Annotated in this window: 22 protein-coding genes; 3 read left to right on the forward strand and 19 right to left on the reverse strand. The window is 41.9% G+C overall.

What is annotated here, in order from left to right; genetic code table 11:
* Nucleotides 1-88: 88 nt before the first annotated feature.
* The 14 genes from ubiB to ltnD form a co-directional block, all read right to left on the reverse strand.
* Nucleotides 89-1723, reverse strand: a complete 1635-nt coding sequence (gene ubiB / locus PR834_RS13840; RefSeq protein ID WP_004260814.1) for a ubiquinone biosynthesis regulatory protein kinase UbiB — start codon at nucleotides 1721-1723, stop codon at nucleotides 89-91.
* Nucleotides 1710-2363, reverse strand: coding sequence for a ubiquinone biosynthesis accessory factor UbiJ (locus PR834_RS13845; RefSeq protein ID WP_262960788.1), 654 nt, complete (start codon nucleotides 2361-2363; stop codon nucleotides 1710-1712). The genes ubiB and PR834_RS13845 overlap by 14 nt, the downstream gene beginning before the upstream one ends.
* A gap of 1 nt (nucleotide 2364) precedes the next feature.
* Entirely contained in the window at nucleotides 2365-3120 is a 756-nt protein-coding gene (gene ubiE / locus PR834_RS13850; protein WP_004260818.1) for a bifunctional demethylmenaquinone methyltransferase/2-methoxy-6-polyprenyl-1,4-benzoquinol methylase UbiE, read from the reverse strand.
* Nucleotides 3121-3195: 75 nt separating this feature from the next.
* A complete protein-coding gene (gene rmuC / locus PR834_RS13855) occupies nucleotides 3196-4551 on the reverse strand; it encodes a DNA recombination protein RmuC (RefSeq protein ID WP_112307700.1) in 1356 nt (451 codons plus the stop codon).
* A gap of 107 nt (nucleotides 4552-4658) precedes the next feature.
* A complete protein-coding gene (locus tag PR834_RS13860; protein WP_262960789.1) occupies nucleotides 4659-5189 on the reverse strand; it encodes a DedA family protein in 531 nt (176 codons plus the stop codon).
* Between the two features lie 149 nt (nucleotides 5190-5338).
* Nucleotides 5339-6121, reverse strand: a complete 783-nt coding sequence (locus tag PR834_RS13865; protein WP_096865127.1) for a tyrosine-protein phosphatase — start codon at nucleotides 6119-6121, stop codon at nucleotides 5339-5341.
* Between the two features lie 274 nt (nucleotides 6122-6395).
* Nucleotides 6396-7154, reverse strand: coding sequence for a uridine phosphorylase (udp, locus tag PR834_RS13870; protein ID WP_004260826.1), 759 nt, complete (start codon nucleotides 7152-7154; stop codon nucleotides 6396-6398).
* Nucleotides 7155-7443: 289 nt separating this feature from the next.
* Nucleotides 7444-8820: a GntP family permease gene (locus tag PR834_RS13875; protein WP_004260831.1), complete on the reverse strand. Its 1377-nt coding sequence runs from the start codon at nucleotides 8818-8820 to the stop codon at nucleotides 7444-7446.
* 10 nt (nucleotides 8821-8830) lie between these two features.
* Entirely contained in the window at nucleotides 8831-9790 is a 960-nt protein-coding gene (denD, locus tag PR834_RS13880) for a D-erythronate dehydrogenase (protein ID WP_262960791.1), read from the reverse strand.
* A 63-nt stretch (nucleotides 9791-9853) separates the two neighbouring features.
* Entirely contained in the window at nucleotides 9854-10621 is a 768-nt protein-coding gene (locus PR834_RS13885; RefSeq protein ID WP_004260836.1) for a DeoR/GlpR family DNA-binding transcription regulator, read from the reverse strand.
* A gap of 12 nt (nucleotides 10622-10633) precedes the next feature.
* Nucleotides 10634-11413 carry a 2-oxo-tetronate isomerase gene (gene otnI, locus PR834_RS13890; protein WP_004260839.1) on the reverse strand — a complete coding sequence of 260 codons (780 nt, stop codon included), beginning with the start codon at nucleotides 11411-11413 and terminating at the stop codon, nucleotides 10634-10636.
* Between the two features lie 10 nt (nucleotides 11414-11423).
* On the reverse strand, nucleotides 11424-12065 hold the full coding sequence (otnC, locus tag PR834_RS13895) for a 3-oxo-tetronate 4-phosphate decarboxylase (RefSeq protein ID WP_110592465.1): 642 nt from the start codon (nucleotides 12063-12065) through the stop codon (nucleotides 11424-11426).
* Complete coding sequence (otnK, locus tag PR834_RS13900; RefSeq protein ID WP_096865129.1) at nucleotides 12058-13335, reverse strand: 3-oxo-tetronate kinase; 1278 nt, start codon at nucleotides 13333-13335, stop codon at nucleotides 12058-12060. Before otnK ends, otnC begins: the two co-directional genes overlap by 8 nt.
* Entirely contained in the window at nucleotides 13332-14240 is a 909-nt protein-coding gene (ltnD, locus tag PR834_RS13905) for an L-threonate dehydrogenase (RefSeq protein ID WP_096865130.1), read from the reverse strand. Before ltnD ends, otnK begins: the two co-directional genes overlap by 4 nt.
* Before the next feature lie 382 nt (nucleotides 14241-14622).
* Between ltnD and PR834_RS13910 the strand changes: the two genes are divergently transcribed.
* On the forward strand, nucleotides 14623-15012 hold the full coding sequence (locus PR834_RS13910) for a YidB family protein (protein WP_004260854.1): 390 nt from the start codon (nucleotides 14623-14625) through the stop codon (nucleotides 15010-15012).
* Between the two features lie 57 nt (nucleotides 15013-15069).
* Here PR834_RS13910 and metE read toward each other — a convergent pair whose 3' ends face one another.
* Nucleotides 15070-17343 carry a 5-methyltetrahydropteroyltriglutamate--homocysteine S-methyltransferase gene (gene metE, locus PR834_RS13915; RefSeq protein ID WP_262960792.1) on the reverse strand — a complete coding sequence of 758 codons (2274 nt, stop codon included), beginning with the start codon at nucleotides 17341-17343 and terminating at the stop codon, nucleotides 15070-15072.
* Nucleotides 17344-17451: 108 nt separating this feature from the next.
* Between metE and metR the strand changes: the two genes are divergently transcribed.
* Entirely contained in the window at nucleotides 17452-18408 is a 957-nt protein-coding gene (gene metR, locus PR834_RS13920) for an HTH-type transcriptional regulator MetR (protein WP_004260859.1), read from the forward strand.
* Here metR and PR834_RS13925 read toward each other — a convergent pair.
* The 3 genes from PR834_RS13925 to PR834_RS13935 form a co-directional block, all read right to left on the reverse strand.
* Nucleotides 18293-19192: a carboxylate/amino acid/amine transporter gene (locus PR834_RS13925; protein ID WP_140172646.1), complete on the reverse strand. Its 900-nt coding sequence runs from the start codon at nucleotides 19190-19192 to the stop codon at nucleotides 18293-18295. The two genes, metR and PR834_RS13925, sit on opposite strands and share 116 nt — an antisense overlap.
* A 57-nt stretch (nucleotides 19193-19249) precedes the next feature.
* On the reverse strand, nucleotides 19250-20899 hold the full coding sequence (locus tag PR834_RS13930) for a Na+/H+ antiporter (RefSeq protein ID WP_262960793.1): 1650 nt from the start codon (nucleotides 20897-20899) through the stop codon (nucleotides 19250-19252).
* A gap of 263 nt (nucleotides 20900-21162) precedes the next feature.
* Complete coding sequence (locus PR834_RS13935; protein ID WP_004260863.1) at nucleotides 21163-22509, reverse strand: NCS2 family permease; 1347 nt, start codon at nucleotides 22507-22509, stop codon at nucleotides 21163-21165.
* Between the two features lie 618 nt (nucleotides 22510-23127).
* On the opposite strand from PR834_RS13935, the gene PR834_RS13940 reads away from it, so the two are divergent.
* Nucleotides 23128-24816, forward strand: a complete 1689-nt coding sequence (locus tag PR834_RS13940) for an ArnT family glycosyltransferase (RefSeq protein WP_136134419.1) — start codon at nucleotides 23128-23130, stop codon at nucleotides 24814-24816.
* Between the two features lie 46 nt (nucleotides 24817-24862).
* Here the strand turns inward: PR834_RS13940 and PR834_RS13945 are convergent, their stop codons facing one another.
* Nucleotides 24863-26146, reverse strand: coding sequence for an MFS transporter (locus tag PR834_RS13945; RefSeq protein ID WP_110592626.1), 1284 nt, complete (start codon nucleotides 26144-26146; stop codon nucleotides 24863-24865).
* Nucleotides 26147-26170 lie beyond the last annotated feature (24 nt).

A 26170-nucleotide genomic window follows, 5' to 3' on the forward strand; every position in this document is an offset into this window, starting at 1 on the left:
TCAATTGTTATTAGATCTATTATATACAACCAACACAAAATACGGAAATGTTCACAGCCTTATAAACTTGTCGCAAAACAAAGTTTACTTAATTTCCGCCGGTTTTACACCAACCAAACAACCAAGACAGTGCACCTGCCACCATAAATACAATTCCAAACGGTGTGAGATTAGAAATGAGGAATAGAGTCCCACAGAGAATAAATGTAGCACCGATACCTAAAAGGTACTGAGATTTACGCTGCTTATTACGCTGACTTTTCAGTTGCTGAGTTAGTTGATCGATATTTGATTGTAAGTACTTATGCTGCCGTAATGCACCATAAATTAAATCCGGTATTTCAGGCATTTTTTCTGCCCAATAAGGTGCTTTTTCTTTTAATGCCTGAGTAATTGCAGGTATCCCTACTTGGCTATGAACCCAGTCCTCTAGAAATGGTTTTGCGGTTTTCCAGAGATCAAGCTGTGGGTAAAGCTGCCGTCCTAGGCCTTCTACATACAATAATGTTTTTTGTAATAATACCAACTGTGGTTGAACTTCCATGTTGAAACGACGTGCTGTATTAAATAAATTCAATAATACTTGCCCAAACGAAATTTCAGCTAATGGTTTTTCAAAAATAGGCTCACATACGGTACGGATAGCAAACTCAAAGTCTTCCACATTTGTGTCTGAAGGAACCCAGCCGGAGTCAACGTGCAGTTCTGCTACCTTACGATAATCACGATTAAAAAAAGCAATGAAGTTTTCTGCCAAATAACGCTTATCTTCTTTGTTTAATGAGCCGACTATCCCACAGTCTATCCCTATGTATTTAGGGTCCTCTGGATGATCGTAACTAACAAAGATATTTCCTGGATGCATGTCAGCATGGAAAAAGCTGTCGCGGAAAACCTGTGTAAAGAAGACTTTAACACCACGCTCTGCCAGCAGTTTCATATTCGTTCCCTGCGCTTTAAGCGCAGTAATATCGGAAACTGGGATCCCGTAGATACGCTCCATCACCATCACGTTTTCACGGCAATAATCTGGATATACCTCTGGTATATACAGCATGGCGCTATTTTCAAAGTTACGACGAAGCTGAATGGCATTTGCCGATTCACGGAGCAAATTCAGCTCATCGATCAAGGTTTTTTCGTATTCACGCACGACTTCTTTGGGTCTTAATCGCCGCCCATCTGGCAGCAAAGGAACCCAATTTGCAATGCGATACATTAACTTAATATCAGCTTTAATAATTGGCAGAATATCAGGGCGAATAACCTTGATGACAACATCTTTACCATTTTCTTTTAACGTTGCGGTATGCACCTGAGCAATAGACGCAGAAGCTAAAGCTTGTTCATCGAAGTCATCAAACCACTGTTCTAAAGGCCCTTCGAGAGATTCCTCAATATAGCCTCGTGCCAGTTTGCCATCAAAACTTGCCACTTTGTCTTGTAATAATGACAATTGATCTGCGATTGCAGGTGGAAAAAGATCTCGGCGAGTCGATAGCATTTGGCCAAATTTGATCCAAACTGGCCCGAGTTCTTGAAGGGCGAGACGAAGCCTTTCGCCCAATGTTTTGTCTTTATGCTTATTTTTAATCCAAAAGAAACCTAAGCGACCTATTCTTAATGGTAACGTTAGTTTAGTTTTGGGGATTAACTCATCTAATCCGTAAGAGAGAAAAACCCGAATAATGAAGTAAAGTCGTTTTATTTCACCGGGTGTCATTCTTCTCCTCCAACTGGCTTAAACGTAGCTCAAGTGCACTCATTGAATTTTCTACTTGCTCAACTTCATCACTAAAATGAGCAAGTTCAAGCTGGCTAGGCGCCATCTTCCATTCTTCAATTATTGCGTCTTTGATATACATTTTTTGCCGTTTTACTAAATGAGATGCAAGACAAGCACCTTTATTCAGGAACTTGCTAAGACCTTCTGCCGCAACATCACCAATGTAAGGTGATAGATAATGAGCAGGATTCCAAATTGCTAAGTCAAGTAAAGAAGACCAGTGCTGTACAATTTGCATATCCCCTTCAATCACGATATCACCACGATTGATAAGTTGAGATAATTGCTGTTTGTCTTTCAATTTAACTAGCGTAAAGATGGATGTTTTAATGGTACAGTCCGCAGGCTCAACCCACTGGCTTAACACATCAACATGATTTTCAGCAAAAACGAGTGTTAACGTTTTATTCAGTTCTTTAAGTTCAATAGCCATAACCTTGCCGGCCAAGCGCATTCTAGCTGGCTGTAGAACTTTTTCTTTAAACAACATGTGGTTAAGAGTGGTTTCCATCAATGCTGTTATCAAAGAATACAAAACTGTATTTTGATTTTCGGTATGTGTTGATGGTGCTTCCATCTTAGAATTTAAACCCTTTATGCAATGCGACAATTCCACCTGTCATATTAGTGTACGTCACCTGTTCAAACCCTGCATTTTCCATCATACCTTTTAGTGTTTCTTGGTTTGGATGCATACGGATTGACTCGGCTAAATAGCGATAGCTATCGGGATCATTAACGATCGCCTGACCAATACGAGGGAGTATATGGAATGAATAGGCATCATAAGCTTTATTCAGTGGCTCAATAATTGGCTTAGAGAACTCTAACACCAATAAGCGCCCACCCGGCTTTAACACTCGGAACATAGAGCGTAGCGCTTTGTCTTTATCGGTGACATTACGCAAACCAAAAGAGATAGTAATGCAATCAAAATAGTTATCAGGGAATGGCAGTTCTTCTGCATTGGCTTGTACATAATTAACATTACCAACAATGCCTAGGTCACGTAATTTCTCACGCCCCATTTTTAGCATTGAATCATTAATATCTGCGAGTATGACCTCACCTTTTTCACCGACTAAACGTGAAAATTTAGCGGTTAAGTCACCCGTTCCACCTGCAAGGTCAAGTACTCGTTGATTACGACGCACCCCACTCGCTTCAATGGTAAAACGCTTCCAAATACGATGGATACCGAATGACATCAAATCATTCATTAAGTCATATTTTGATGCTACTGAGTGAAAAACATTCGCTACTAGGCCAGCTTTATCTTCTTTGCCGACAGTACGGAAACCGAAATCAATGGTTTCTTTAGTTGGTTCAGTCATTTCTCTTATGCCTGCTTATCATTCAAACTTTTGTAGGAAGTGTAACAGTCTTTGGGCCAAAACCCTATCAGAAGTCTAAGATTCCGCACAATTAGACGTATCTGATCGCTCAACCAATTGGGGTTGGATAGGTTGTTTAATTTCGACCCCAAGCTCTTTAAAACTTTCCGCCTGGCTAATTAAATTTCCACGCCCTTCGGCAAGGCGTTTCATTGCCGATAGGTAAGTATTATTTGCTTTATCAAGACTGGTGCCTAAAACCTGCATATCATCCACAAACAAGCGCAGCTTGTCATACATTTTCGCTGCTCTATTTGCTATCTCCTGGGCATTTTGCCCTTGGCGTTCATACCGCCAAATATTATTAATTGTCCTCACCGCCACTAACAATGTCGAAGGACAAACTAACATAATATTCTGTTTAATTCCTTCATCAAGTAACTCAGGAGCTTCTTTCAAAGCCAGTAAATACGCAGGTTCAATAGGGATAAACATTAAAACGTAATCTAATGAACGAATTCCCGGTAACTGATGGTAATCCTTGCGGCTTAGCATACGCATGTGATTGCGGATAGATGCCACATGGTTTTTTAACGCCTGTTGCTGTTCATGTGGCTCTTCGCTATTGAAGTACTGTTCATAGGAAACCAACGACATTTTGGCATCAACAACCACATCTTTCCCTTCAGGAAGATGGATAATCACATCCGGTTGATAACGGCTATTATAACTTGTATTGATGCTAACTTGGGTTTCAAACTCACTTCCTTCACGTAAACCTGAGACTTCGAGGATCCTGGTAAGAATAGTTTCCCCCCAGTTTCCTTGAATTTTATTATCCCCTTTCAGGGCTCGTGTCAGGTTAACCGCTTCTTTGGTCATTTGATTATTGAGCTGCTGTAATTGCCGAATTTCATAGGCTAAAGTGTGGCGTTCTTTCGCTTCTTCACCAAAACTTTGCTGAACTTGCTGACGAAAACCTTCTAATTGCTCACGAAAAGGTGACAACATCGCCAATAGGCTTTTTTGTTGTTGCTCTGATGCACGACGCTCATTTTGTTCAAAAATACGATTTGCTAAGTTTTCGAATTGTGCTGTCAGCCGTTGTTCGCTATTTTGTAAAATTCGCTGTTTTTCTTCGTTTGCTAGCTGGTTCTGTTCAAAACGGGTTATTACCTCACGAAGCTCAGCTTCTTGTTCTCGGTTAATATCCCTTTGAGTGCGCAATTCTTGATCTAGCCTGTCATACTCTTCTTTCCATTGCGCAAGGTGGATGTTTTTTTCGTCACTTGCAGCAAGTTGGCGGTTGAGTTGTTGTAGTTCCTGATCTTTTTGCGCAATTTTTTGGGCAATAGAGAACCAAGAGGCTAAACCACCAACTAAAACGCCACTCAACGCACCAATAACAGCATATAAAAGAGAGGTATCCACGGTTAAATCCTTACTTTACAAAGTCTAGTGTAAGGTAATGGGATACTGTATAAGTGTCCAGAGGTAATTTAGCCATCGAAGAAAATTTTGCGAAGCACTTCGCAAGCTTAGCCTATCCAACTTGCGAACCATTTCAGGCCGAGCGCTCCCGGCGCTAAAATACCAAATGCCCAAATCATCGCAGAAGCAATATTCGCAAGTTGGAAATGCCGTTGTGGCATGGCGCAAATCCCTGCAACCAAGGGAACAATAGCTCGTAACGGCCCGAAGAAGCGCCCAAAGAAAATTCCCCAAATACCCCATCGGTCAAAGAAACGCTGCCCTTTATCAATCACTTGTGGGTTACGAGAAATCGGCCACATATGGCGTACATTTTCTTTGTAATGATAACCAATCCAATAAGAGAGCCAGTCCCCAAAGAAAGCACCGAGAGCTGCTGCTAACCATATTGGCCAGAAAGTAATATTACTTTCACCAATCAAAGCGCCAAGCGCGAGTAAAATAACCGTTGCTGGTAACAGGAGTGACAAAAATGCCAAAGATTCCCCAAACGCCAAAAAGAAAATAATAGGAAGCGCCCATACTTCATGTTCGCGTGTAAAGTCAGTCACTATGGTGACAATTTCATTGAGTGTCACGGTCAGTTCCTTTCATTAGGGAATAATCAGAATACTGTAGCGAAAAAGTGGTAAATCAAGATTAAACAAAGCAGAAACACTTTTAGAAAAACTAAGTTGTGGATACGGAAAAATGGATTATCCACAACTCATCTTACAGTAAGTGAAACTTAGTCCAAAAACTGACTCTGCAGTGCTTCTCGTTGTTGCCTTCCTAAGCCAAAATCTTTTTCTAGCCATTGGTCAACATTGCCATAATGGCTTTCAATACTGTTTAGAGCCGTTCTTAAAAAGTCTTCACGTACCGAATAGACATACTCAAATTTTTTCACAATGCTTTCGTCCATCGTTTTTGCATGTTCTTCGAGTAAATGCTTGCGGTATGGTGCAAGTGTTTCATTAGTCAGTAAGTAATCTTCCATTACAGTGTCTAAATCTGCACCTAAAGCAAATAATACTAATGCGGACCCGACGCCTGTACGGTCTTTTCCTACCGCACAGTGTTGTACGATACCACCTTTTTCTGGCTGTTTGAGTAAATTGACCAATTGGTGATAAGCAGGATTGTTCAGTGGTAATAATTCATATAAACGGAACATAAAAGCTTGCGGGTCAAATTGTTCCAATATTTCTGGCGTAAGTTTATCTAAATTTGCTGTGACCTCTTTTGCTAACGGATTTGCTGGTGCATGCACATAATGCGCGCCTTGCCAAATGACATCAGGCTTATCTAAGATTTCAGCTTCATCACGATAATCAATGATTTGGAAAAGATTTTGTGAACGTAGAACAGCTTCGTCCTCTTGAGTTAATCGGTCTAACGCACCGGAACGAAACAGGACTCCAGGCTTGATCTTCCCACCATTAGCGAGTTTTTTACCACCAAGATCGCGGAAGTTAATACCGCCTTTTAAAGGCAAAACAGAAGGATGAAGATAAGGTGTTGTTGACATAATAATTCCTTTTCGCCCTACAGCTTTCATTCCAGTTAGCAATAAAACAAATGTAACCTGAACAATTTAAGGGCACATAATATTGATAATTGTTTTTATGACAATAACAGATCTAGCGAATAAGAGGATCAGAATATTTCCTGTAAATTGATTAACAATTGTAACATTTATAAAGGAAATAAAGAGAAATAAGAGGTATGTAAAAGGACTAAGCCCGCTTACTTTTTGTCCACAACCGAGTGAAAGTCAAGTAAACGGGCCAGTAAATCACGGACTACAGTAAGCGGCGTGCAGCTTCAACCACAATACTTAATACGTTACCTTCAGTTTTCTTCAGTAACGCTTCATTTGGAATTTCTTGTTGGGTACGATTTACGATAACACCCGCAACCATACCAGCACGTAACCCTTTACTACTAGAACACATAGTCAGCAATGTGGCTGATTCCATTTCGTAGTTCATCACGCCCATGTCTTGCCACTCTTTCATCGAACCTCTGAAATGACGCATCACACGGCCAGTATAGGTATCATAACGCTCTTGACCTGGGTAGAAGGTATCAGATGATGCAGTTACACCAACATGAACGGTTGCACCTGCATCTTTCGCTGCGGCATAAAGCGCATTGGTACAATCAAAATCGGCAACTGCTGGGTATTCTAATGGCGCGAAGTGTTGGCTAGCACCGTCTAAGCGAACTGCTCCAGTTGTCACTAAAACATCACCGACATTGATATCTTCTTGGATTGCACCTGTTGTACCAATACGTAAGAAAGTGCGAATACCAAGCTGCGCAAGTTCTTCGACTGCAATAGACGTTGATGGGCCACCGATACCGGTTGAACAAACAATGACGGCTTTTCCGTCAACCTCACCACGCCAAGAGGTGTATTCACGCAATGACGCAAGGTGTACAGGGTTATCCATCAGACGTGCAATTTTTTCAACACGGTTAGGATCCCCAGGAACAATCGCTACGGTCGCACCCTGTAAGTCACTTTTCTTTAAACCTAAGTGGAAAACGTCAGACATTTCAAACTCCTTTACACAATGGCATCATTAAATCAGTCAATACTGATTAATCGTTATTTATAATATAGCGATAAAGCCATAATTTTTTAGTGATGAATGTCACTTTTAATGAAAACAATAAAAGTTTGATTTCATTATTAAGTGATTTATGTCACATTTATTCATTGATTTTATTTCTCTTTAAAATCCATTGTCATCAGTATAGATGAAAGTTTGATATAACGACAAAAGCGCCCCTGATTGCTGGGCGCTTTGATTATTTGGCAGAACTAAAAATAGTAACGCTATATTAGAGAATTACATCAAGAACGAGGACACCAACTAGACCTATTGCCCACGCAATGGTGGTCGGAATAGACCAAACAATGATTTGCTGTTTAACGTCCTTAATTCCCATCATTCTGTTCACAACCCAATACAGGCTGTCGTTAAAGTAACCGAAGAACAGAGACCCCATGGTTGCCGCTTGCGCTGCGACCAATAAGTTAATATCAGGTATTTGGCTAATGATTGGTGCAGAAATAGATGCTGCGGTAATCATTGCTACTGTACCCGAACCTTGAATCAAACGAACCAACGTCGCGATGATAAACGGAATCAATACAGGTGTAATTGGCAGATTTGCTACATGCTCAGCAAGAATGTTTCCTGTGCCACTATCGCGCAGTACCGCGCCTAATGCACCACCAGCCCCCGTAACAAGCAGAATAATACCGGCTGCTTGTAAGCCTTCTTCCATACGGTCGATGACTTCTTCTTTCGTTGCTTTTGGCATTAATGTGTAAACAGAGATCAACACACTAATTGATAATGCAATAATGGGTGCGCCTAAAAATTCAAATGTTTGGAAATACCAATTGCTTTCCATACCTTGGAAAGATTCTGTTTTAAGAATTAATCCATTAATTGCATTTATGAAAATTAACAAAATAGGCGTAATAATCGGTAAAAGCGATAAGAACAGGCTTGGTAATGGTTTATTCGCTTTTTCTTCCATATAACGAGCGTGAACTTCTTTCAGGTCTTCACTACCCGTTTCATCTGGCATAAATTCAGGGTATTTAGTCCCTAACCATTTTGCGTAAAGAACAATACCGATAACACAAGGAATAGCGAGGCTCATTCCTGCTAGGATCATTGCGCCAACATCGACACCAAAGATCCCTGCCACGCCTAAAGGCCCAGGTGTTGGTGGAACGGTGTGGTGTGTCACCACTAACCCACCAGCGAGTGCAACGCCTAAAGTCAGTATGCTACGTTTACCATTTTTGGCTAATGCTTTTGCCAATGGGTATAAAATCACAAAAGCGGAATCAACGAAGATAGGAATACTGACAATATAACCGGTAATTGCCAACGCCCATTCTTCACGCTTTTTTCCTAACCATTTGATAAAGCTATAAGCGATCTGTTCAGCAGCACCTGAAACTTCCAGCACCCTTCCCATCATTACCCCGAGTCCGATAACAATACCGATGCTACCGAGTGTTGACCCAAAGCCTTTTGTAATGACTGTCACGGTCTCTGCCGCAGTCAAACCACCGGATATACCCGCGATTGCTGCAGCAATTAGCATTGCTAATAACGCATGAACACGCGTTCGTAATACTAAGAAGATCAGGACAAATATGGCCACTGCGAGGCCAATAACAGGAATATAGGACATAGGCTATCTCCTACTTAGACGAACCGTGGTGGGTGATAAACGAACGGATCGCATCACCAAACGAGCCATCTGCACGAAAACCGAGATCCAATGCACGGCTGATATCAAATTTGCCCGGCCAGCTCGCCACAATACGGTTAATGGCTTCATCAGGCTCAAAGCGAATAAGATCCACAGCTTCTTGGCCTGCAACATCACGCAGAGCATCGATCATACCTTGGACGGTAACGGTGATACCTGGCAGGTTCACAGTGCGTGATTTACCAAATTTTTCAGCAGGGATACTGACCGCATGAATAAAGTTGTTAATCACAGTTTCAGGGCTAGATAACCATAACGCGAGATCAGGGGAAACAGGACAAACACTTTCAACCCCATTTAATGGCTCACGAATAATGCCACTTGCGAATGAAGAGGCGGCTTTATTTGGCACCCCCGGACGAATACTAATGGTTGGTAAACGCATCACACGGCCATCAACAAAGCCTTTACGTGAATAGTCATTCACCATCAATTCACACATAGCTTTTTGAGCACCATAGGACGATTGTGGGTTAACGACACACAAGTCTGTGATGACATCAGGTAGCTCACCACCAAACACAGCGAGGGAGCTGGTGAACATAAATTTGATTGCAGGGTTCTTGGCACGAGCGACTTCCAATAATTGACGAGTGGCTTCAAAGTTAACCTTCATACCCAAGTCAAAATCACTTTCAGCGTGGCTACTTACGATAGCTGCAAGGTGGAAAACCACATCGGTTTGTGCATCAATCAGTTTATCAGCCGCCCCTGTTTGCGTTAAATCTAACGCGACGCAACTGACTCTGGCATCTTCAACCGGTGATGTAGGGCATTGAATATCGGCTAAAACAAGGTGGTCAAATTTTAAACCCTGGCTATTTTTAAGCAAAGCAGCGGCTAGCTGCTGGCCCAGAAAGCCTGCGCCACCAGTAATAATAACTTTCATTGTAATTCTCCTTGCTATAGCCTTTTAACTGGCTATGCAGTTTTAGGTAAGATTATTTATGTTTTATGTCTTGATTAAATGAAGTTTTATGTTTTGTTCTGTTATCCGCTGCACCACATCAGTTGGTAATTGGTCATCGCAAATGATGTCGTGCAATTGATTCAATGGGCAAACACGAAACATGCCATATTTGCCGAACTTACTACTGTCTGAAACCAGCACACAACGGCGAGCAACATCCAATAGCGTTTGTTTTATCTGAACCTTTTCCTCATGCGGGGTAGAAACCCCGTGCTGCAAATCCCATGAACTGGTGCTGATAAAAGCAATATCAACATTGAGGGTTTTCAGCATCATCGCAGCCGTATTTCCTACACTAGAATGGTTACGTTTATCCACCAATCCTCCGGTGTGGTATAGGTTTAGCTGCGACTTATTCATTAAGTACTGCATAATCGAAAAATCATTAGTGACAATCGTTAAGTTGAAACGCTCGCCGAGTACGCGTGCTATCTCAAAGGTAGTTGTTCCCGCATCGAGATAAACCACTTGCCCATCTTCAACTAGTGAGCTGGCAAACTGGCCAATTTCACGCTTATGGCGATGATGTAACCGCGCTTTTTCACTCCAAGGTAACTCTTGGCGCAGCACATCATTTAACTTAACGCCACCACTAATACTGAGTACCTTCCCTTCTTCTTCTAACATCCGAATATCACGTCGCACTGTCATATGAGAGACATTCATTAGCTCAACCAAGTCACTGATCGATACGGTTTGATGTTCATGCACGTAACGGTAAATAAAATCACGACGCTCAGAAGGGAGCATAGGTTCTCCTAATTATGAATTTGCTTGTTTAAGCCAGCCTAATCCATCTTCGGTGCGGCCTGCAGGATGGTATTCACATCCTAACCAGCCTTCATACCCCATTTCATCCAACTGCTTAAAAATCCATGGGTAATTGACTTCACCGCTATCCGGTTCATGACGATAAGGAACTGACGCTATCTGAATGTGACTAAATTTACCCCATAAACGTTCAATTGTTTTCAATAAATCACCTTCCATAATTTGGCAGTGATATAAATCCAACTGGATAAATACATTTTCACGAGCAATTTCAGGTAGTAATGCTTCAGCTTGTTTTTGTGTCGTCAAAAAGTATCCGGGCATATCGCGGGTATTGATGGGTTCGATAAGCACACGAATACCGTGCTCAGCCATCACATCCGCCGCATATTGAATATTTTTGATATAGCATGCAGTTTGCTGTTCAAGTGTATAGTTTTCATTCACTTTCCCCGCCATCGCATGAACTTGTTTACAGCCTAAGGCTTTTGCGTATTTCAAGGCCGTTTGTACGCCTTCGGCAAATTCTTTCTCACGACCTGGGATCGAAGCCATACCACGCTCCCCTTGTGCCCAATTTCCCGCTGGCATATTAAACAGAGCTTGTGTTAAATGGTGTTTACTCAGCTCACCCGCAATGACATCGGCATCTTCTTCATAAGGGAAGAGGTATTCGACACCTTTGAACCCCGCATTTGCAGCACGTTCAAAGCGCTGTATAAAAGGCACTTCGGTAAACATCATGCTTAAATTTGCAGCAAATTTAGCCATTTTCGCCTCACTACTTTTGTGGATAACGACTTTCGAGCTGTTCAACTTGCTCTTGCGTTAATGTTGTAAAGCCATGTGGGCGTAATGTGATATATAAGCGAGCTGTATCTTCTAACTCTTCTGCGTTGAAGAAAGCTTGTCTTAACGTTTTGCCACCCACGACCGGACCATGATTTGATAGCAATACCGCATTATGTGTCGGTGCTAATTTTGCAATTTCCTCACCAATTCGGTCATCCCCCGGTGGCAAGTATTCAATCAATGGTAATTTCCCCACTCGCATCACATAATAAGGTGTGATGGGAGGTAAACAATTTGTTGTATCTAACCCCGGTAAGCAAGACAACGCCGTTAACCAAGGTGAGTGAAGGTGAACAACTGCTTGGCAATCAGGGCGTTGCAAATACATCGCCATATGCATAGAAACTTCTTTTGTCGGCTTATCACCCCCAATCCAATTGCCTTGTGCATCGAGTTTACTCAGTTTGTTAGGGTCTAAATCACCAAAACTGGAGTTTGTCGGTGTCACAATAATCGAACCATCAGGTAACCGAGCACTAATATTTCCTGCACCACCGCTACTGTATCCGCGGTTAAACATTGATTTAGCCCAATCGACTAACTCTTGGCGCAGCGCCTTTTCATCACTCATTAAACATCTCCTGTGCAAACTGGAAGAAATTTTCTTGGCCGAAATTACCTGATTTCAGCGCCAACCAGTTACCGCTTGCTAAATCCTGTACCCATGGCACACCAGGGGCAATTGGTGAACCAATACTTAATTGTTCTGTTCCAAGGCTTTGAACCACTTTTCCTGAGGTTTCGCCACCCGCAATAATAAAGGTGTCATACCCTTTCGCTTGCAACAGTGCGACAACTTCACCAAATACCTTCTCGACCGCGAAACTTGATTCCGCTGCGCCATATTTTTCTTGTGTCTGTTTCAATAATTCAGGGGATTGAGTGGCATAAAGCATTGGCGCTAAACCGGTTAGTTGCTGTGCTTGCACCCAATCAGCTAATGTTTTGGCATACTCTGAGTTATTTAAACATTCACCCACATCCAACATTTTTGCAGGAGCAACTTGCTGATAAGCTTGCACTTGTTTGTTGGTCATTACCGAGCAACTCCCCGATAAAACAACCGTTTTTCTGTTTTTACCTGTTGGTTTTTCGCCACGTTGTGTTGTGCCGCCCCATGGGCATTGGCTATCCACATTCGCTAATGCAGCGCCGAGGCCGGAGCCCCCAGTTAACAGTGGCATGGCTTTAACCGCTTGTGCGATAGGAAGCAAATCATCCATCGTTAAGCTATCAACGACCGCGTAACTCACACCTCGTTGAGCTAACTCGGCAAGCTTTTGGCTAACAACGTCACTGCCTTTTTGAATATCTTCAAGTTTGACTAAACCTGCTTTACCTTTTGATTGTTTTTCCATCACACGCAATAAATTTGCGTCGGTCATTGGGGTTACAGGGTGATGCTGCATGCCACTTTCATTAAGTAGCTGGCCATTCACAAATAAATGACCGTGAATAACCGTTCTGCCGTTCACAGGTAACGCTGGGCAAACTAATGCTAAATCTGTTCCCAGTTGGGCCATTAATGCATCTGTAACGGGGCCAATATTGCCTTTTTCGGTTGAATCAAACGTTGAGCAATATTTAAAGAAAATTTGCTGACAATTTGCTTTCTGCTTCAGCCACTTGCACGCATTGGTCGATGCACTAACAGCTTCATCGACAGGACAAGAGCGGCTTTTCAAACTGATCACTATCGCATCAACATCTTCTGGTACTGGTGTATTTTCATCAGGTTCATTCAATAGCTGAACAACCTTCCAACCGTTTTGCACCATAAAGCCTGCAATATCTGTCGCACCGGTAAAATCATCCGCTATTACGCCTAACTTCACTGTCATGCTTTTTTCTCCGGTAAAGTAATACCTTTAAATGTTTTGATCACCGCGCTGTCATCCTGCTGACCAAAGCCTTCATTGCTCGCTGAAATAAACATTTGATGGGCTGTTGAAGCAAGTGGCAGCGGGAAATTTAATGCTTTCCCTGTTTCCATCACTAGCCCTAAATCTTTGACAAAAATATCTACTGAGGATTTTGGCGTATAATCACCGTCTAAGACATGTTGCATACGGTTTTCAAACATCCATGAATTTCCAGCTGCATGGGTAACAATGTCGTACATCACGTCAAGGTCAATACCCGCCTTGGCGGCTAAAGCCATACTTTCTGCGGCAACAGCTATATGCACCCCAGCTAATAACTGGTGAATCGTTTTGACGGTTGAACCTAAGCCGACTTCATCCCCTACGCGATATAAGCGCTCAGAAATAGCGTTAAATACGGGTGAAAGCTGCTCAAATAGAGCTGGTTCACCTGAAGCCATGATGGTCAACTTCCCTTCAGCGGCTTTAATTGAGCCACCTGAAATAGGCGCATCTACAAGCGGTAATTGATATGAGGCAAGGCGCTGAGCGATATTTTTAGTTTGTTCCGCAGCCAAGGTACTGTGCAACACAATAACCGTACCGGGGCGTAGTTGTTCAACTAAAGGCTGTTCACCCGAAAATAAAATGGCTTCAACTTGACGACCATTAACCACCACCAGCAACAAAGCATCAATTTCATGGGCAAATTCCGCTGCATTTTGCCCCACTGCAATTGCGCCTGCGTTAAGTAGGCTTTTGCATGCACCTTGGTTTAAATCAAATCCATAGGTAGGAATGTTATTTTTTATAAGAGATTGTGCGATCCCCATCCCCATAGAACCTAGGCCAATCACGCCAATTTTATTAACGAAATTTCCCATAATGACCCCTGATGTTGTTAATCTTCGTGACTGTTGTGAATTTTCACACAATAAAATTCACAAACACATGACTAATATCACATTTGAGATAATATAAAAAACAAACAATAAAAGCATAACTAATTGAATTAAAACAAAATAAATAGAAACCCACCTTAAACATGCTTTCACAGAATAATGTGATAGAAAATGTGACGCTCGTTATGTTTATTCACGTTTAATTCACAAATGAAAAATCTTTGTTTCTCTACTGGGCTATATTCAATGCATCATTTCTATTGACCTAAAACTCAAATTGCTGAAAATAGCCGACTACAATTTTTTGAATAATGCTCCATACTATGGATGAGAGCATAAATTGGCGGATTGCCTAGGAGATAACATGGGGTTATTTGAGCAAATGATGGGTATGGTTGCAGGCGATAAAATGCAACAATTTCAATCAGTAATAAACTGGGTTGAGGAGCAAGGTGGCCTTCAAGGTGTTATCGAAAAATTTAACGAGCAAGGCTTAGGCGGTGTTATTGCATCGTGGATCAGTGAAGGGAATAATTTACCTATCGATGCCAGCCAATTAATGCAAGTTTTTGGAAATGCAAATATCCAAGAATTAGCTCAACAGGTTGGCTTAGAGCCTCAAGCAACCTCAGAAATGATTGCTAAATATCTTCCTCAGTTGGTTGATAGCGCCACACCAAATGGCGAAGTCCCAGAAAACCTCGATTTGGCTTCTATCGGTATGAACTTACTGAAATCTAAATTATTTGGTTAATACTTTCTAAAAAGGCAGGGAAAACCTGCCTTTTTGACACACTAACTAATCGCCATTTTACTGATCATTTCTGAGCTGTTTCGCTGCTTCAACCATGTTAGCTAATGCTTGGCGAGTTTCTGGCCAGCCACGAGTTTTCAAGCCGCAATCAGGGTTAACCCATAAGCGCTCAACCGGAACACGCTTCGCCGCCTTTCTTAATAGCGCAACAATCCATTCCACATTCGGTACATTTGGTGAGTGAATATCATAAACACCGGGTCCAATTTCATTTGGATAATCAAAATCTTCGAATGCATCTAACAAATCCATATCTGAACGTGATGTTTCAATCGTAATCACGTCGGCATCCAATGCCGCAATGGAATCCATGATGTCATTGAATTCGCAATAGCACATATGGGTGTGAATTTGCGTGTCGTCATCCGCAATCGCAGCACTGAGCTTGAAAGCATCAACCGCCCATTTGAGGTAAGCTGCCCACTCATTTCGGCGCAATGGTAACCCTTCACGCAGTGCAGGCTCATCGATTTGAATAATACCAATACCCGCTTTTTGTAAGTCGTCGACTTCATCACGTAACGCTAGCGCAATTTGTTTAGCAATCGTTTCACGGCTAACATCTTCACGTGGGAATGACCAACACAAAATAGTGACAGGGCCAGTTAACATCCCTTTGACGGGTTTCTCCGTTAAGGACTGAGCATATTTCGCCCACTCCACGGTAATGGCTTCTGGGCGACTAATATCACCAATAATCACTGGCGGTTTAACGCAACGTGAGCCATAGCTTTGAACCCAACCATTTTGGGTAAATACATAGCCATCAAAGTGCTCACCGAAGTATTCCACCATGTCATTACGTTCAGCTTCACCATGCACAAGGACATCGATATCTAAAATTTCTTGTTCTTTAATGGCTTGCTTAATATGTTCACTAATATTGGTGCGATAGTAGGTTTTATCCACATTCCCTTTTTTGAAGTCTAAACGTAATGTTCTGATTTCACTTGTTTGAGGAAATGAGCCAATCGTGGTTGTTGGCCATAATGGTAAGTTAAAGCGTTGACGTTGGCGCGCTGCTCGCTGTGGATAGGGGCTATAACGTTCTGTATCCCCTTCGCTGATTGCCGCCAAACGCTGAGCCACTGATGCATTATTTACACGAGCTGATGTTCTACGCGCTCGAATAGGTGCGCTGTATGTATCTAATTCAGCAATATGGCTGTCTGTTGGCTGATTTAACGCTTTTGTTAACAGAGCAAGTTCTTCGCATTTTTGGATAGCGAAAGCAAACCAGCTTTTCACTTCAGCATCTAAACGTGTCTCATCATTTAAGTCAATTGGGCTGTGCAGTAATGAACATGACGTTCCTACCCATATATCACGCTGACCTAAGAGCGGCTTCACCTGTAAGAATTTTTCCCCTAAGTCAGCCTTCCATACGTTACGACCATTAATAATTCCTAGTGATAATACCCAGTCTGCTGGCAGTATTTGGTGTAGTTTTTCAATATTATCAGCACCTGCAACCACATCAACATGTAGACCTTGCACAGGGAGTTGCTTAATCAAGTCTACATGGTGACTAATACCATCGAAATAGGTGGTTAGCAGTATTTTTATTTGGCCTGATAGCGCTTGGTAAGCCTGCTGATAAGCTTGCTGCCATTGCTCTGGTAAATCTAACACTAATGCGGGCTCATCGATTTGCACCCACTCAAGACCTTTTTCTGCTAAGCGCGACAAGATCTCCTGATAAACAGGTAATAATTCATTCAATAATGATAAGCGGTCAAATGGTTCCCCTTTCACTTTACCTAACCAAAGGTAGGTTATAGGGCCAATGATAACCGGTTTCACATTATGGCCTAATGCTAATGCCTCATCGACTTCATCAAGCAGCTGTGTCCAAGACAGGGAAAATTGTTGCCCTTTTTGAAATTCAGGCACGATGTAGTGGTAGTTAGTATTGAACCACTTCGTCATCTCACCTGCTGGAGCGGGTTTGCCCGTTGGTGCGCGACCGCGGGCTACTCGAAATAAGGTATCTAAATCAATCGAACCATCATCATTTTGATGGCGTGGCGGCACATTGCCTAATAACAAACTGGTTGTCAGCACTTGGTCATACCAAGCGAAATCACCAACGGGTAATAGCTCAACACCTGCCTCTTTTTGTTGCTGCCAATGGCGTACACGTAGTTGATAACCAGTTTCTAATAGAGCGGCTTGGTCAATCTTGCCTGCCCAATAATCTTCTTGTGCACGTTTTAGCTCTCTTTTTAGACCGACACGTGGAAAACCAAGTGTATGATTTATAACAGACATATTGACCCCTTAAAATATTTAGCCGTCTAGATGTTTACACATCCATAATCAACAGGTACTGTATAAAGCACAAGCGCAAATTTTTCATTGTCACCGTGAAGGTTTCTCATGATCGAACTAAAACATTTAAAAACATTGCAAGCGCTCAGCCAATACGGTTCATTAGCGGCAACAGCAACTCACTTGCACCAGACACAATCTGCTTTATCACATCAGTTTAGTGATTTAGAGCATCGGCTAGGTTTCCGGTTATTTGTTCGTAAAAGCCAGCCATTGCGCTTTACGCCACAAGGGGAAGTCTTATTACAATTGGCGCAACAGGTTCTGCCATTGGTGAAAGATGCTATTCGAGTATGTAATGAGCCTGGGGTTTGTGCATTACGCATCGCGATTGAATGCCATAGCTGCATTCAGTGGTTAACCCCTGCATTACAACAATTCAGACAAACTTGGCCACAAGTCAGCGTAGATTTTAAGTCAGGGGTGACGTTCGACCCTCAACCTGAATTACTGTCAAGGGAATTGGATATTGTGATGACCTCTGACATTTTGCCAGATCAAGGCATCCACTATACGCCAATGTTTGATTATGAAGTGAAATTGATTGTAGCGAATGACCACCCGTTAGCCAAAAGGCCGCATATTGAGCCCCATGATTTGGCAGATGAAACACTGCTTATCTACCCTGTACAACGGGATCGCTTCGATGTTTGGCGCCATTTTCTGCAACCTGCGGGCGTGTCTCCTAATGTGAAAAATGTCGATAACACATTAATTTTAATCCAAATGGTTGCAGCCAAAATGGGCATTGCCGCACTACCTCACTGGGCGGTTGATTCATTTGAAAAACAAGGGCTAGTAAAAACCAAAACCTTGGGTAGCGGTTTATGGAGCCGGCTGTATGCAGCTTGCCGTGAAGGAGAACAGCGCCAGCCAGCTATTGAAGCGTTTACTGAGACGACGACGGACCACGCCGTGGAGAATTTGTCTTATGTGAAGGCCGCGAAAGGATCCAACGCTTATGCACCCAAAGAGAAGCAACTATCAGGCTCGATCCTATGGTAAAACTCAGCCAATCCGGATGTTGTTGCCAGATAGCAAAATTCACTAATAACCCCGCTGGAACCATCATGTTATTCATAATAGCAAGGGTTCCGGCATCCACTTTGGTTGCGCCATAGTTCCACATAAAGTAGCCAATGCCTGAAGCTGCAATACCCAACCACAGTAAGACGCCCCACTGGAGAGTCGTTGTCGGCATCATCGATTTATTACCAAATAGCAGCCATCCAAGTAATGCAATTAGCGTTGCACCAAGGTAAAACCATGAGAAAGCCTGATGTTGAGGGATTGGATGCACCTCCATCAGACGTTTATACCCCACCTGCCCAATCGCAAAAAAGATATTTGCTAACTGCACAAAAAGTAAACCTAACCAAAAAGATTCACTCAAGTGGTCATAACGAATAATTGCAGCGCCGATTACCGCTAATAGTGAGCTAAACAAATAGCCTTTACGCAGCTTTTGCCGTTCTAATAAGTCATAAATTAACGTGACATATAGCGGCGTTAATACCGTAAAAAGCAAAAATTCAGCAACAGTAAGGTATTGATAAGCATGGAAGACAAATAGGTACATGATACCTAGTTGGCAAGCGCCCACTAGCATATAGAGCGCAATCACTTTAGCGCTAAATTGGCGCCAACGTAGGAAAGGTAAAAAAACCAGCGAAGCCAGTGCAACCCGTACTAACACTGAAAACCAACTATCTACTTGACCCGCAAGGTATTCGCCGATAAGACTAAACGACGCTGCCCAAAGCAGCGTCGTGATAACAAGTAACCACATAATGCTGTATTTCGCCCCAAACTTAAGAATGTTGGCTAGAATACTCGCTTTTTGGTGTTAATGCTCTTTTTCGATCAAGACGGCTTCTAATAAATCCAAGTCAACCAGTAACGTTTGTAGCGTTTCATTACTGATTTTCTTGGTTGCACGCAAGTGATAAAGCTCACCACGTTCTGCGCGTAATGCCGTTAAACGGAAACGCCGTTCAAGGTCTTCAATCAGCAAATTATGGTCAATTTCATCTTGTCCTGCGGTACGTCGCCTTAAATAACCCGTCACGCGGGAAGCGACTTCACTGATATCTTCTGAATCGAGTTTTTCATCAACGTCAGCAGATAAACGTTCCTGCATTTTATTTAAACTGACAATCGCCACTTCCGCCATCGCGGCTTTTGCCATGCGAATTTCATTGGCATCCGCTTCTTTATCTCCCACTTTAAAATTACGCAGCAGAAGCGGTAAAGCGACCACACCTGCAAAAATGGAAAATAAGATAACTCCCGCGGCAATAAACACGAGCTGGTAACGAGCAGGGAATGGCGAGCCATCCGTTAAAAATAACGGAATAGAGAGCACACCCGCTAAGGTAATAGCCCCACGTACCCCTGCAAAAGAGGCTAGCCAAAGCTCACGTACGGTATAGTTCGCAAATTGTAGTGGCTTTTTCTTTAAGAATAAACGGCTAAACCTTTTCATCAGCCATAGCCAACAAAAACGCAATAACAGTAAAGCAAAATAGATAATTGCCACCGCGGCAAATAGCATCCACGTTTCTACGCTTGGGTCGAGATCTGCTTGGATAACAGACGTTTCCCAGATACCGGGCAATTGAAGCCCTAACATGATGAAAACCAACCCGTTAAAGACAAATTCAAGCATCGACCAAACGCTATCAGCACGTAGCCTCATCGCTAATGGAGCGTTACGGATAACCCCCGATTTTGTGATGGTCATACCCGCCGCTACGGCGGCTAAAATACCTGAAAACCCAATATGTTCCGCAATCATGTATGATGCAAATGGCAGCAATAGCATAAATACAATTTGGGTTGCTGGGTCATCACCACTCCAACGGCTCATTAAACGTAACGATTTGCTGTACAGCCAAGTCACGATAATACCTGCGAGTAGCCCGCCAACCGCAACTTTGAAAAATTCAATGGTAACGCCAGAAGCACTAAACACCATGGTTCCCATGGCAATTGCTACCGCAAATTTTAATGCAACCAGACCAGAGGCATCATTCATCAATGCCTCCCCTTCTAGCACACTCATCATCCGTTTAGGGATACGCCCTTTTCCAACAATTGAAGATAACGCAACGGCATCAGTTGGAGATAGCACAGCCGCTAGAGCAAACGCAGCAATTAATGGAATACCTGGCATCAACCAGTAAATTAAATAACCAATCCCAATCACTGTAACCAGCACGAGAACCAACACTAAAATAAAAATTTCTCGACCATTTTGAAAGAACTCGCGTGTTGGGGTTTTCCACCCATCAACAAACAACAAAGGTGGGATTAACAGAACCATAAAAAGTTCTGGGTCAAAGGTGACATGCAGGCCGAATTGAGGCCAAGCCAACAGCGCACCGATAGCAATTTGAATGAGAGGAAGAGGAATACGAATAGGAAGAATTTTAGCGGCTACCCCTGAAACAGAGACAGCTAAAATCAAAATAAGAATAGTAAAGAAAATTTCCATGTTGCCCTTACTGAATTAACCTAGCGACTAGAACCTAAAATTTTGCCTGCCGCCGCATAGTAAGAGATAGCACCGTCCAGACCATGATAATTAAGACTAAGCCAGTAACCAGTGGAAATCATGCACATCCACTTGATTAACCGCCTTCTCTCTATTTTATCCCTAGCCATCCATTTTCGGGGAAAAAATTGAGACTTTACGATTAATTAATACAATAAGTTAAAAAGGTGGCAACCCTAGCCACCTTTTTGAAATAATCCACTTTAGATTGCCAGACCTGAAGCGTAAAACACCACTAAAAGTACAGCAATAATCACAGTACCAATATTCAATTTGCGCCATTCGCCTGCGCAAATGCGGCCGATAACCAAAGCAGCAAAGCCTAACATGATCCCCGTGACGATATTACAAGTCAGAACAATGAATACGGCACACAATAAGCCAGACATTGAATCCACAAAATCATCGAAATCAAGCTTAGAGACATTACTTAACATTAAAAGCCCAACATACATCAATGCTGGAGCTGTTGCATAGGCAGGCACCAAATAAGATAGCGGCGATAAAAAGAGAATAAGTAAGAACAGTACGCCGACAACCACGGCGGTTAAACCTGTGCGACCACCAGCGGCGGTACCTGCTGCAGATTCAATATATACCGCCGCAGGAGATGCACCAATCGCACCCGCAAAGATACTGCTTACAGAGTCTGCGGTTAACGCTTTACCGCCATCAATAATTTGACCGTCTTTATCCAATAAATTCGCTTGCCCCGCCACCGCACGAATAGTGCCTGTCGCATCAAAAACCGCCGTCATGACTAATGCAAGTAAGCTTGGCAATACCATTGGCTGTAATGCGCCCATGATATCCATATTGAAAACCAATGAAAGCCCGTCATCACCCAATGAAGGCAACTTGAAGAAACCTTGATATTTCACTGCGGGATCAAAAATTAAACCAATAATTGAAATTGCAATAATAACGAGGAGTACACCACCCGGAACACGACGTTTTTCTAAACCAAAAATAACCGCTAAACCAATGAGTGACATCAAAACAGGGAAAGACGTAAATTCACCAAGAGCAACAGGCAGGCCTGCATTTGGGTTTTTGATCACTAAACCCACTCCATTAGCAGCGATTAACAGTAAAAATAAACCGATACCAATACCTGTACCATGTGCAATACCCATTGGCATATTGCGTAATATCCAACTACGAATACCTGTAACAGAAATGATGGTGAACAAACACCCCATTAAAAATACGGCACCTAATGCCACAGGAATACTAATTTGCTGCCCTAATACCAAACTAAATGCGGTAAATGCAGTCAGTGAAATAGCACAGCCAATCGCCATTGGTAGATTGGCCCATAACCCCATCAATAAAGAACCAAAACCAGCCACTAAGCAGGTTGCAATAAAGACCGCAGTTGGAGGGAACCCTGCTTGCCCTAACATGCCAGGTACAACGATGACAGAATAAACCATCGCTAAGAATGTGGTTAATCCTGCAATGATTTCACGGCGAACTGAAGAGCCGCGTGCTGTTATCTTGAAAAATGAATCCAATTTGCAACTGGATGAAGCCTGTTGGCCTGACATGGTATACCTCTGCTGTTAATGGAAAACGAAGATTCTCAAATACTGCTAACAACTAACCTATACGTTGACGTAAACGATTACGTTTTTAAGAAAAAATAAACTAACTGAGAAAAAAACCCCAATAAAAACAGTTGCGCAATCGTTTGGCTTTTAAAATAGAATAAAACGTATCGTGAGGGGGGTAATTATCATTCTAAACAGGGGGAATGATCAAGTATTTTTAGCATTTCTTACCCATTTGCTGTTTTTTAGCACCCAAATATGCAGATTCTTATGCAATAAAGATTATTTTCAAATAATGATTCTTTTTAGTTACATTTACTTTACGTAAAAATAGCTAAATACCTTTCATATAGTGTCTGTTTAAAGAGGGGGATCATTTTTTTGATACAATCCCAGAATATTTGCTTACAAAACCAATAGCTAAAAACTTATTTACTGGTGGTAATATGCGTCTTCTAAAAATAGAGCTAAAAAAACAGTTCCTATTGTTTTTTATTAAAAAATAAATATCACTTGCTGAGTAAATATATATTTAAGTATATAACCTGAATTATTATCAACAGCAGTTATAGTTTCAATTTAATCAAGTAAAAAAACACATAAAACATATTAAAAATGTCAAATAAGAATGCACCATTAATCATATTACAGCGGAGTATTTTACTACTTTTCATTAGTTTTCTTGCTATGTATTTATTACCAGGAATATATAGCCACAGCCCTTGGAAACAAGATGAAAATTATAGTTTTGGTATTATTCAAACTATGTATGAGACTGGTAAATGGTTAGTACCTACAAATGCGGGTGAGCCATTTATGGAAAAACCCCCGCTTTATTATTGGGTTGCAGCTATTACCTCTCATTTATTTTCAAGCTTCATGCCACTTTATGATGCAGCTCGTAGTGCAAGCTTATTTTTTTCGGTGATCAATTTTTCATTTTTTATTCTTTTGGCACGTCGTTTTTTCCAAGCCACAGACTTCACTGATACTCGCATTTGGGTCGCTTTTGCACTGTATGCCTGTGCCCCCGGGATTATCAGGCATAGTCATGATATGTTTACCGATGTTGCACTGATGGCAGGCGCAACCATTGGTCTGTATGGGTTATTGGGGCTGATACAACAACAAAAAATGCGCATGTCTGCACTTTGGTTATCTCTTGGAACCATCGTCACCATGTTGTCAAAAGGCGTTTTCATCCCCGGAGTTCTCTGGATTTGCCTGTTCTTATCTCCCATTTTTCTTGCTCAGTGCCGGACTAAGCAATTTTGGTTGCACAGCTTAACCGCAGGCTTAATCGCCCTTATCACTATTTTACCTTGGCCTATCCAACTCTACCTTCAGCATCCTGATTTATTTATAGTGTGGTTTTGGGAAAATAATATCGGCCGTTTCTTTGGTTTTTCTGTTGAAAAATTAGGCGCAAAAGCTAACCTAACGCGGATCCCTGCAGCGGTTTCCTTATTTGCCTTTCCTTCCGGTTTACTAGCTGTCGCTTATTTTCTAAGGCACCCAATTAAGCGTTTATTTAATTCAAACGAATTTCTGTTAGCACTATTTCCTTTATTAGGCGTTGTTTTCCTACAGATATCAGCTTCTGGTCGCGCACTATATTTATTGCCTTTTATTGCCCCAATGGCCATTTTAGGAACCCAAACACTACTTAGTTTCCCTGAAAAAATCCTTAATGGAATTGCCCGATTTGCGGCTATTTTATGGTCTGTACTCATTCTTTTTTTATGGGCTTGCTATTTCATCGCCTTGACTGGTCATCAACAAGAATGGCTAGCTCCATTTAGCCGCTGGCTCCCCATGAGCTACCAAATGCCATTTTCTTCCATTGCATTTATCTGCGCTCTGTTAATTACATTGGTATGGTTTTTACGCAATAAAATTATTCCAAACCCTATACCACCTGCTTTTCATATGATGAAAAACTGGTTATTAGGCTTATGTGCTGTTTGGGGGGTAATTTTAACCTTGTTTTTGGGGTGGATAGACTACGCAAAAGGTTTCGAAGGGGTTTTTGTCGATTTAAACCAGCATTTATCTGGCCAATTTACAGAAAATGATTGTATGGCTTCTGATAATATTGGCGAATCTGAAGCGCCAATGCTCTACTATTACACTGGCGTATTACACCAACGCCAAGACCGGTTTGAAAAACCTGAACAATGCCGCTGGCTAATTGTACTCTCAAAAACGATTAAACCTGCGCCACAAGGCATGGAGTTATTCTGGCACAATCACCGCCCAGATGAATTCCGAGAAAATCTAGTTGTGTATAAAGTTATTGAGTAATTTATATGCGGTGCTCGCTAATTTGAGTAAAGCACCGCAAATCAGCTTATTGGATAACTTGTTCAACCGTTTGGGCGCTGTATTTTTCTCGTGTGAACCATAAAAATACTGTTACAGACAGAACCAATAACACCGGTAAACCTACAGGTGAGATTGAAGTCGCAACCCCAGCAAGTAATGGCCCTGATAAATTGCCAATTCCCCACAGCATAGCGGCAGCTGCATTAGCGATGATCAACTCATTCCCTTTGAAATATTGGCCGATTTGTACCAAAGCAATGGTATAAATTGCCCCCGCAGTCGCCCCTAAAACAAACAGCAATACCCAAATTAGATAAGGTTGAGTAATAAGGAAGGGCAATAATAGACTGGCTGCAAGTGTGATAATGCCACAAATTCGGTATAGTTTTTCTCTATTCATATGGTCTGCTAGCCAGCCAAAAGGTAACTGCATAATGGCATCCCCAGCAAGAATGGCGCTAATCATTAATGCAGCAACCGCCTCTGTGTGCCCCATTCCCATACCATAAATCGGGAACATCGATAAAATAGTTCCATCAAAGAAGGCAAAAAATAAAATTCCACCACAAATACCCGGTGCGATTTTTACAAATTGAATAATTGAAAAATTAGATTTCGCGGCATTTTCAGCTAAACGGTCACCGACTTTTTGATCCATTAAAATAAATAGCACCACAGAGATTAAATGGATCAACGTACAAATCAATAAAGGTGATTTATCTTCCACACCATAATAAGCAATAAATGAAGGCCCAAGTAGCTGGCTTACTGTGAAGACTGTAGTGTAAATTGCCAAAATACGGCCCCGTTTATTTTCAGGCGATAATTCGTTAATCCACGTTTCCCCCAAGCAAATCATCACACCACTCGCTAAGCCCGTTACTAACCGTAACGGAAATAATAACCAAAGAGGTAACGTACTCAATAATGGTAATAAGCTAATGGCAGAAACAATCGTTGCCAATAGCATTGCTTTTCGCTTACCTGACCAACGCACAATACGTTGAACCACTGGTGCAATTAAAAACATGCCTAATGCAGGTGCCGCCGAAATAATGCCGATATACAACTCATTGAAACCATAGTTATTTAGCCTAAGCGCAACCATTGGAATACTTAGCCCAATAACGATACCAATGACCGCAATACTCATAGTGATAGTAAAAATAGCAAAAGATGGGGAACGACGAAAATTTTGTAAACGCTGATTATCAGAGCTCATGTTGAAATTAACCCGTTTCTTTTTTACAAAAGAACAGATTTTAACTCCATAAAATAGATTATTATGAAAAATAAAAAACCACATCATTACTAGTGAAACTAATAATGTTTG

The sequence above is a fragment of the Providencia sp. PROV182 genome, assembly GCF_028480325.1.
Lineage (GTDB): Bacteria > Pseudomonadota > Gammaproteobacteria > Enterobacterales > Enterobacteriaceae > Providencia > Providencia hangzhouensis.

Coding starts and splice junctions, on each gene's coding strand:
- ubiB (WP_004260814.1), bottom strand. CDS start 1,723: ATGACACCCGGTGAAATAAAACGACTTTACTTCATTATTCGGGTTTTT.
- PR834_RS13935 (WP_004260863.1), bottom strand. CDS start 22,509: ATGTCAGGCCAACAGGCTTCATCCAGTTGCAAATTGGATTCATTTTTC.
- PR834_RS13875 (WP_004260831.1), bottom strand. CDS start 8,820: ATGTCCTATATTCCTGTTATTGGCCTCGCAGTGGCCATATTTGTCCTG.
- PR834_RS13925 (WP_140172646.1), bottom strand. CDS start 19,192: ATGTGGTTACTTGTTATCACGACGCTGCTTTGGGCAGCGTCGTTTAGT.
- denD (WP_262960791.1), bottom strand. CDS start 9,790: ATGAAAGTTATTATTACTGGTGGCGCAGGCTTTCTGGGCCAGCAGCTA.
- PR834_RS13865 (WP_096865127.1), bottom strand. CDS start 6,121: ATGTCAACAACACCTTATCTTCATCCTTCTGTTTTGCCTTTAAAAGGC.
- PR834_RS13910 (WP_004260854.1), top strand. CDS start 14,623: ATGGGGTTATTTGAGCAAATGATGGGTATGGTTGCAGGCGATAAAATG.
- PR834_RS13930 (WP_262960793.1), bottom strand. CDS start 20,899: ATGGAAATTTTCTTTACTATTCTTATTTTGATTTTAGCTGTCTCTGTT.
- otnC (WP_110592465.1), bottom strand. CDS start 12,065: ATGAGTGATGAAAAGGCGCTGCGCCAAGAGTTAGTCGATTGGGCTAAA.
- PR834_RS13885 (WP_004260836.1), bottom strand. CDS start 10,621: ATGCTCCCTTCTGAGCGTCGTGATTTTATTTACCGTTACGTGCATGAA.
- ltnD (WP_096865130.1), bottom strand. CDS start 14,240: ATGGGAAATTTCGTTAATAAAATTGGCGTGATTGGCCTAGGTTCTATG.
- PR834_RS13940 (WP_136134419.1), top strand. CDS start 23,128: ATGTCAAATAAGAATGCACCATTAATCATATTACAGCGGAGTATTTTA.
- otnK (WP_096865129.1), bottom strand. CDS start 13,335: ATGACAGTGAAGTTAGGCGTAATAGCGGATGATTTTACCGGTGCGACA.
- otnI (WP_004260839.1), bottom strand. CDS start 11,413: ATGGCTAAATTTGCTGCAAATTTAAGCATGATGTTTACCGAAGTGCCT.
- PR834_RS13945 (WP_110592626.1), bottom strand. CDS start 26,146: ATGATGTGGTTTTTTATTTTTCATAATAATCTATTTTATGGAGTTAAA.
- ubiE (WP_004260818.1), bottom strand. CDS start 3,120: ATGACTGAACCAACTAAAGAAACCATTGATTTCGGTTTCCGTACTGTC.
- udp (WP_004260826.1), bottom strand. CDS start 7,154: ATGTCTGACGTTTTCCACTTAGGTTTAAAGAAAAGTGACTTACAGGGT.
- metE (WP_262960792.1), bottom strand. CDS start 17,343: ATGTCTGTTATAAATCATACACTTGGTTTTCCACGTGTCGGTCTAAAA.
- PR834_RS13845 (WP_262960788.1), bottom strand. CDS start 2,363: ATGGAAGCACCATCAACACATACCGAAAATCAAAATACAGTTTTGTAT.
- metR (WP_004260859.1), top strand. CDS start 17,452: ATGATCGAACTAAAACATTTAAAAACATTGCAAGCGCTCAGCCAATAC.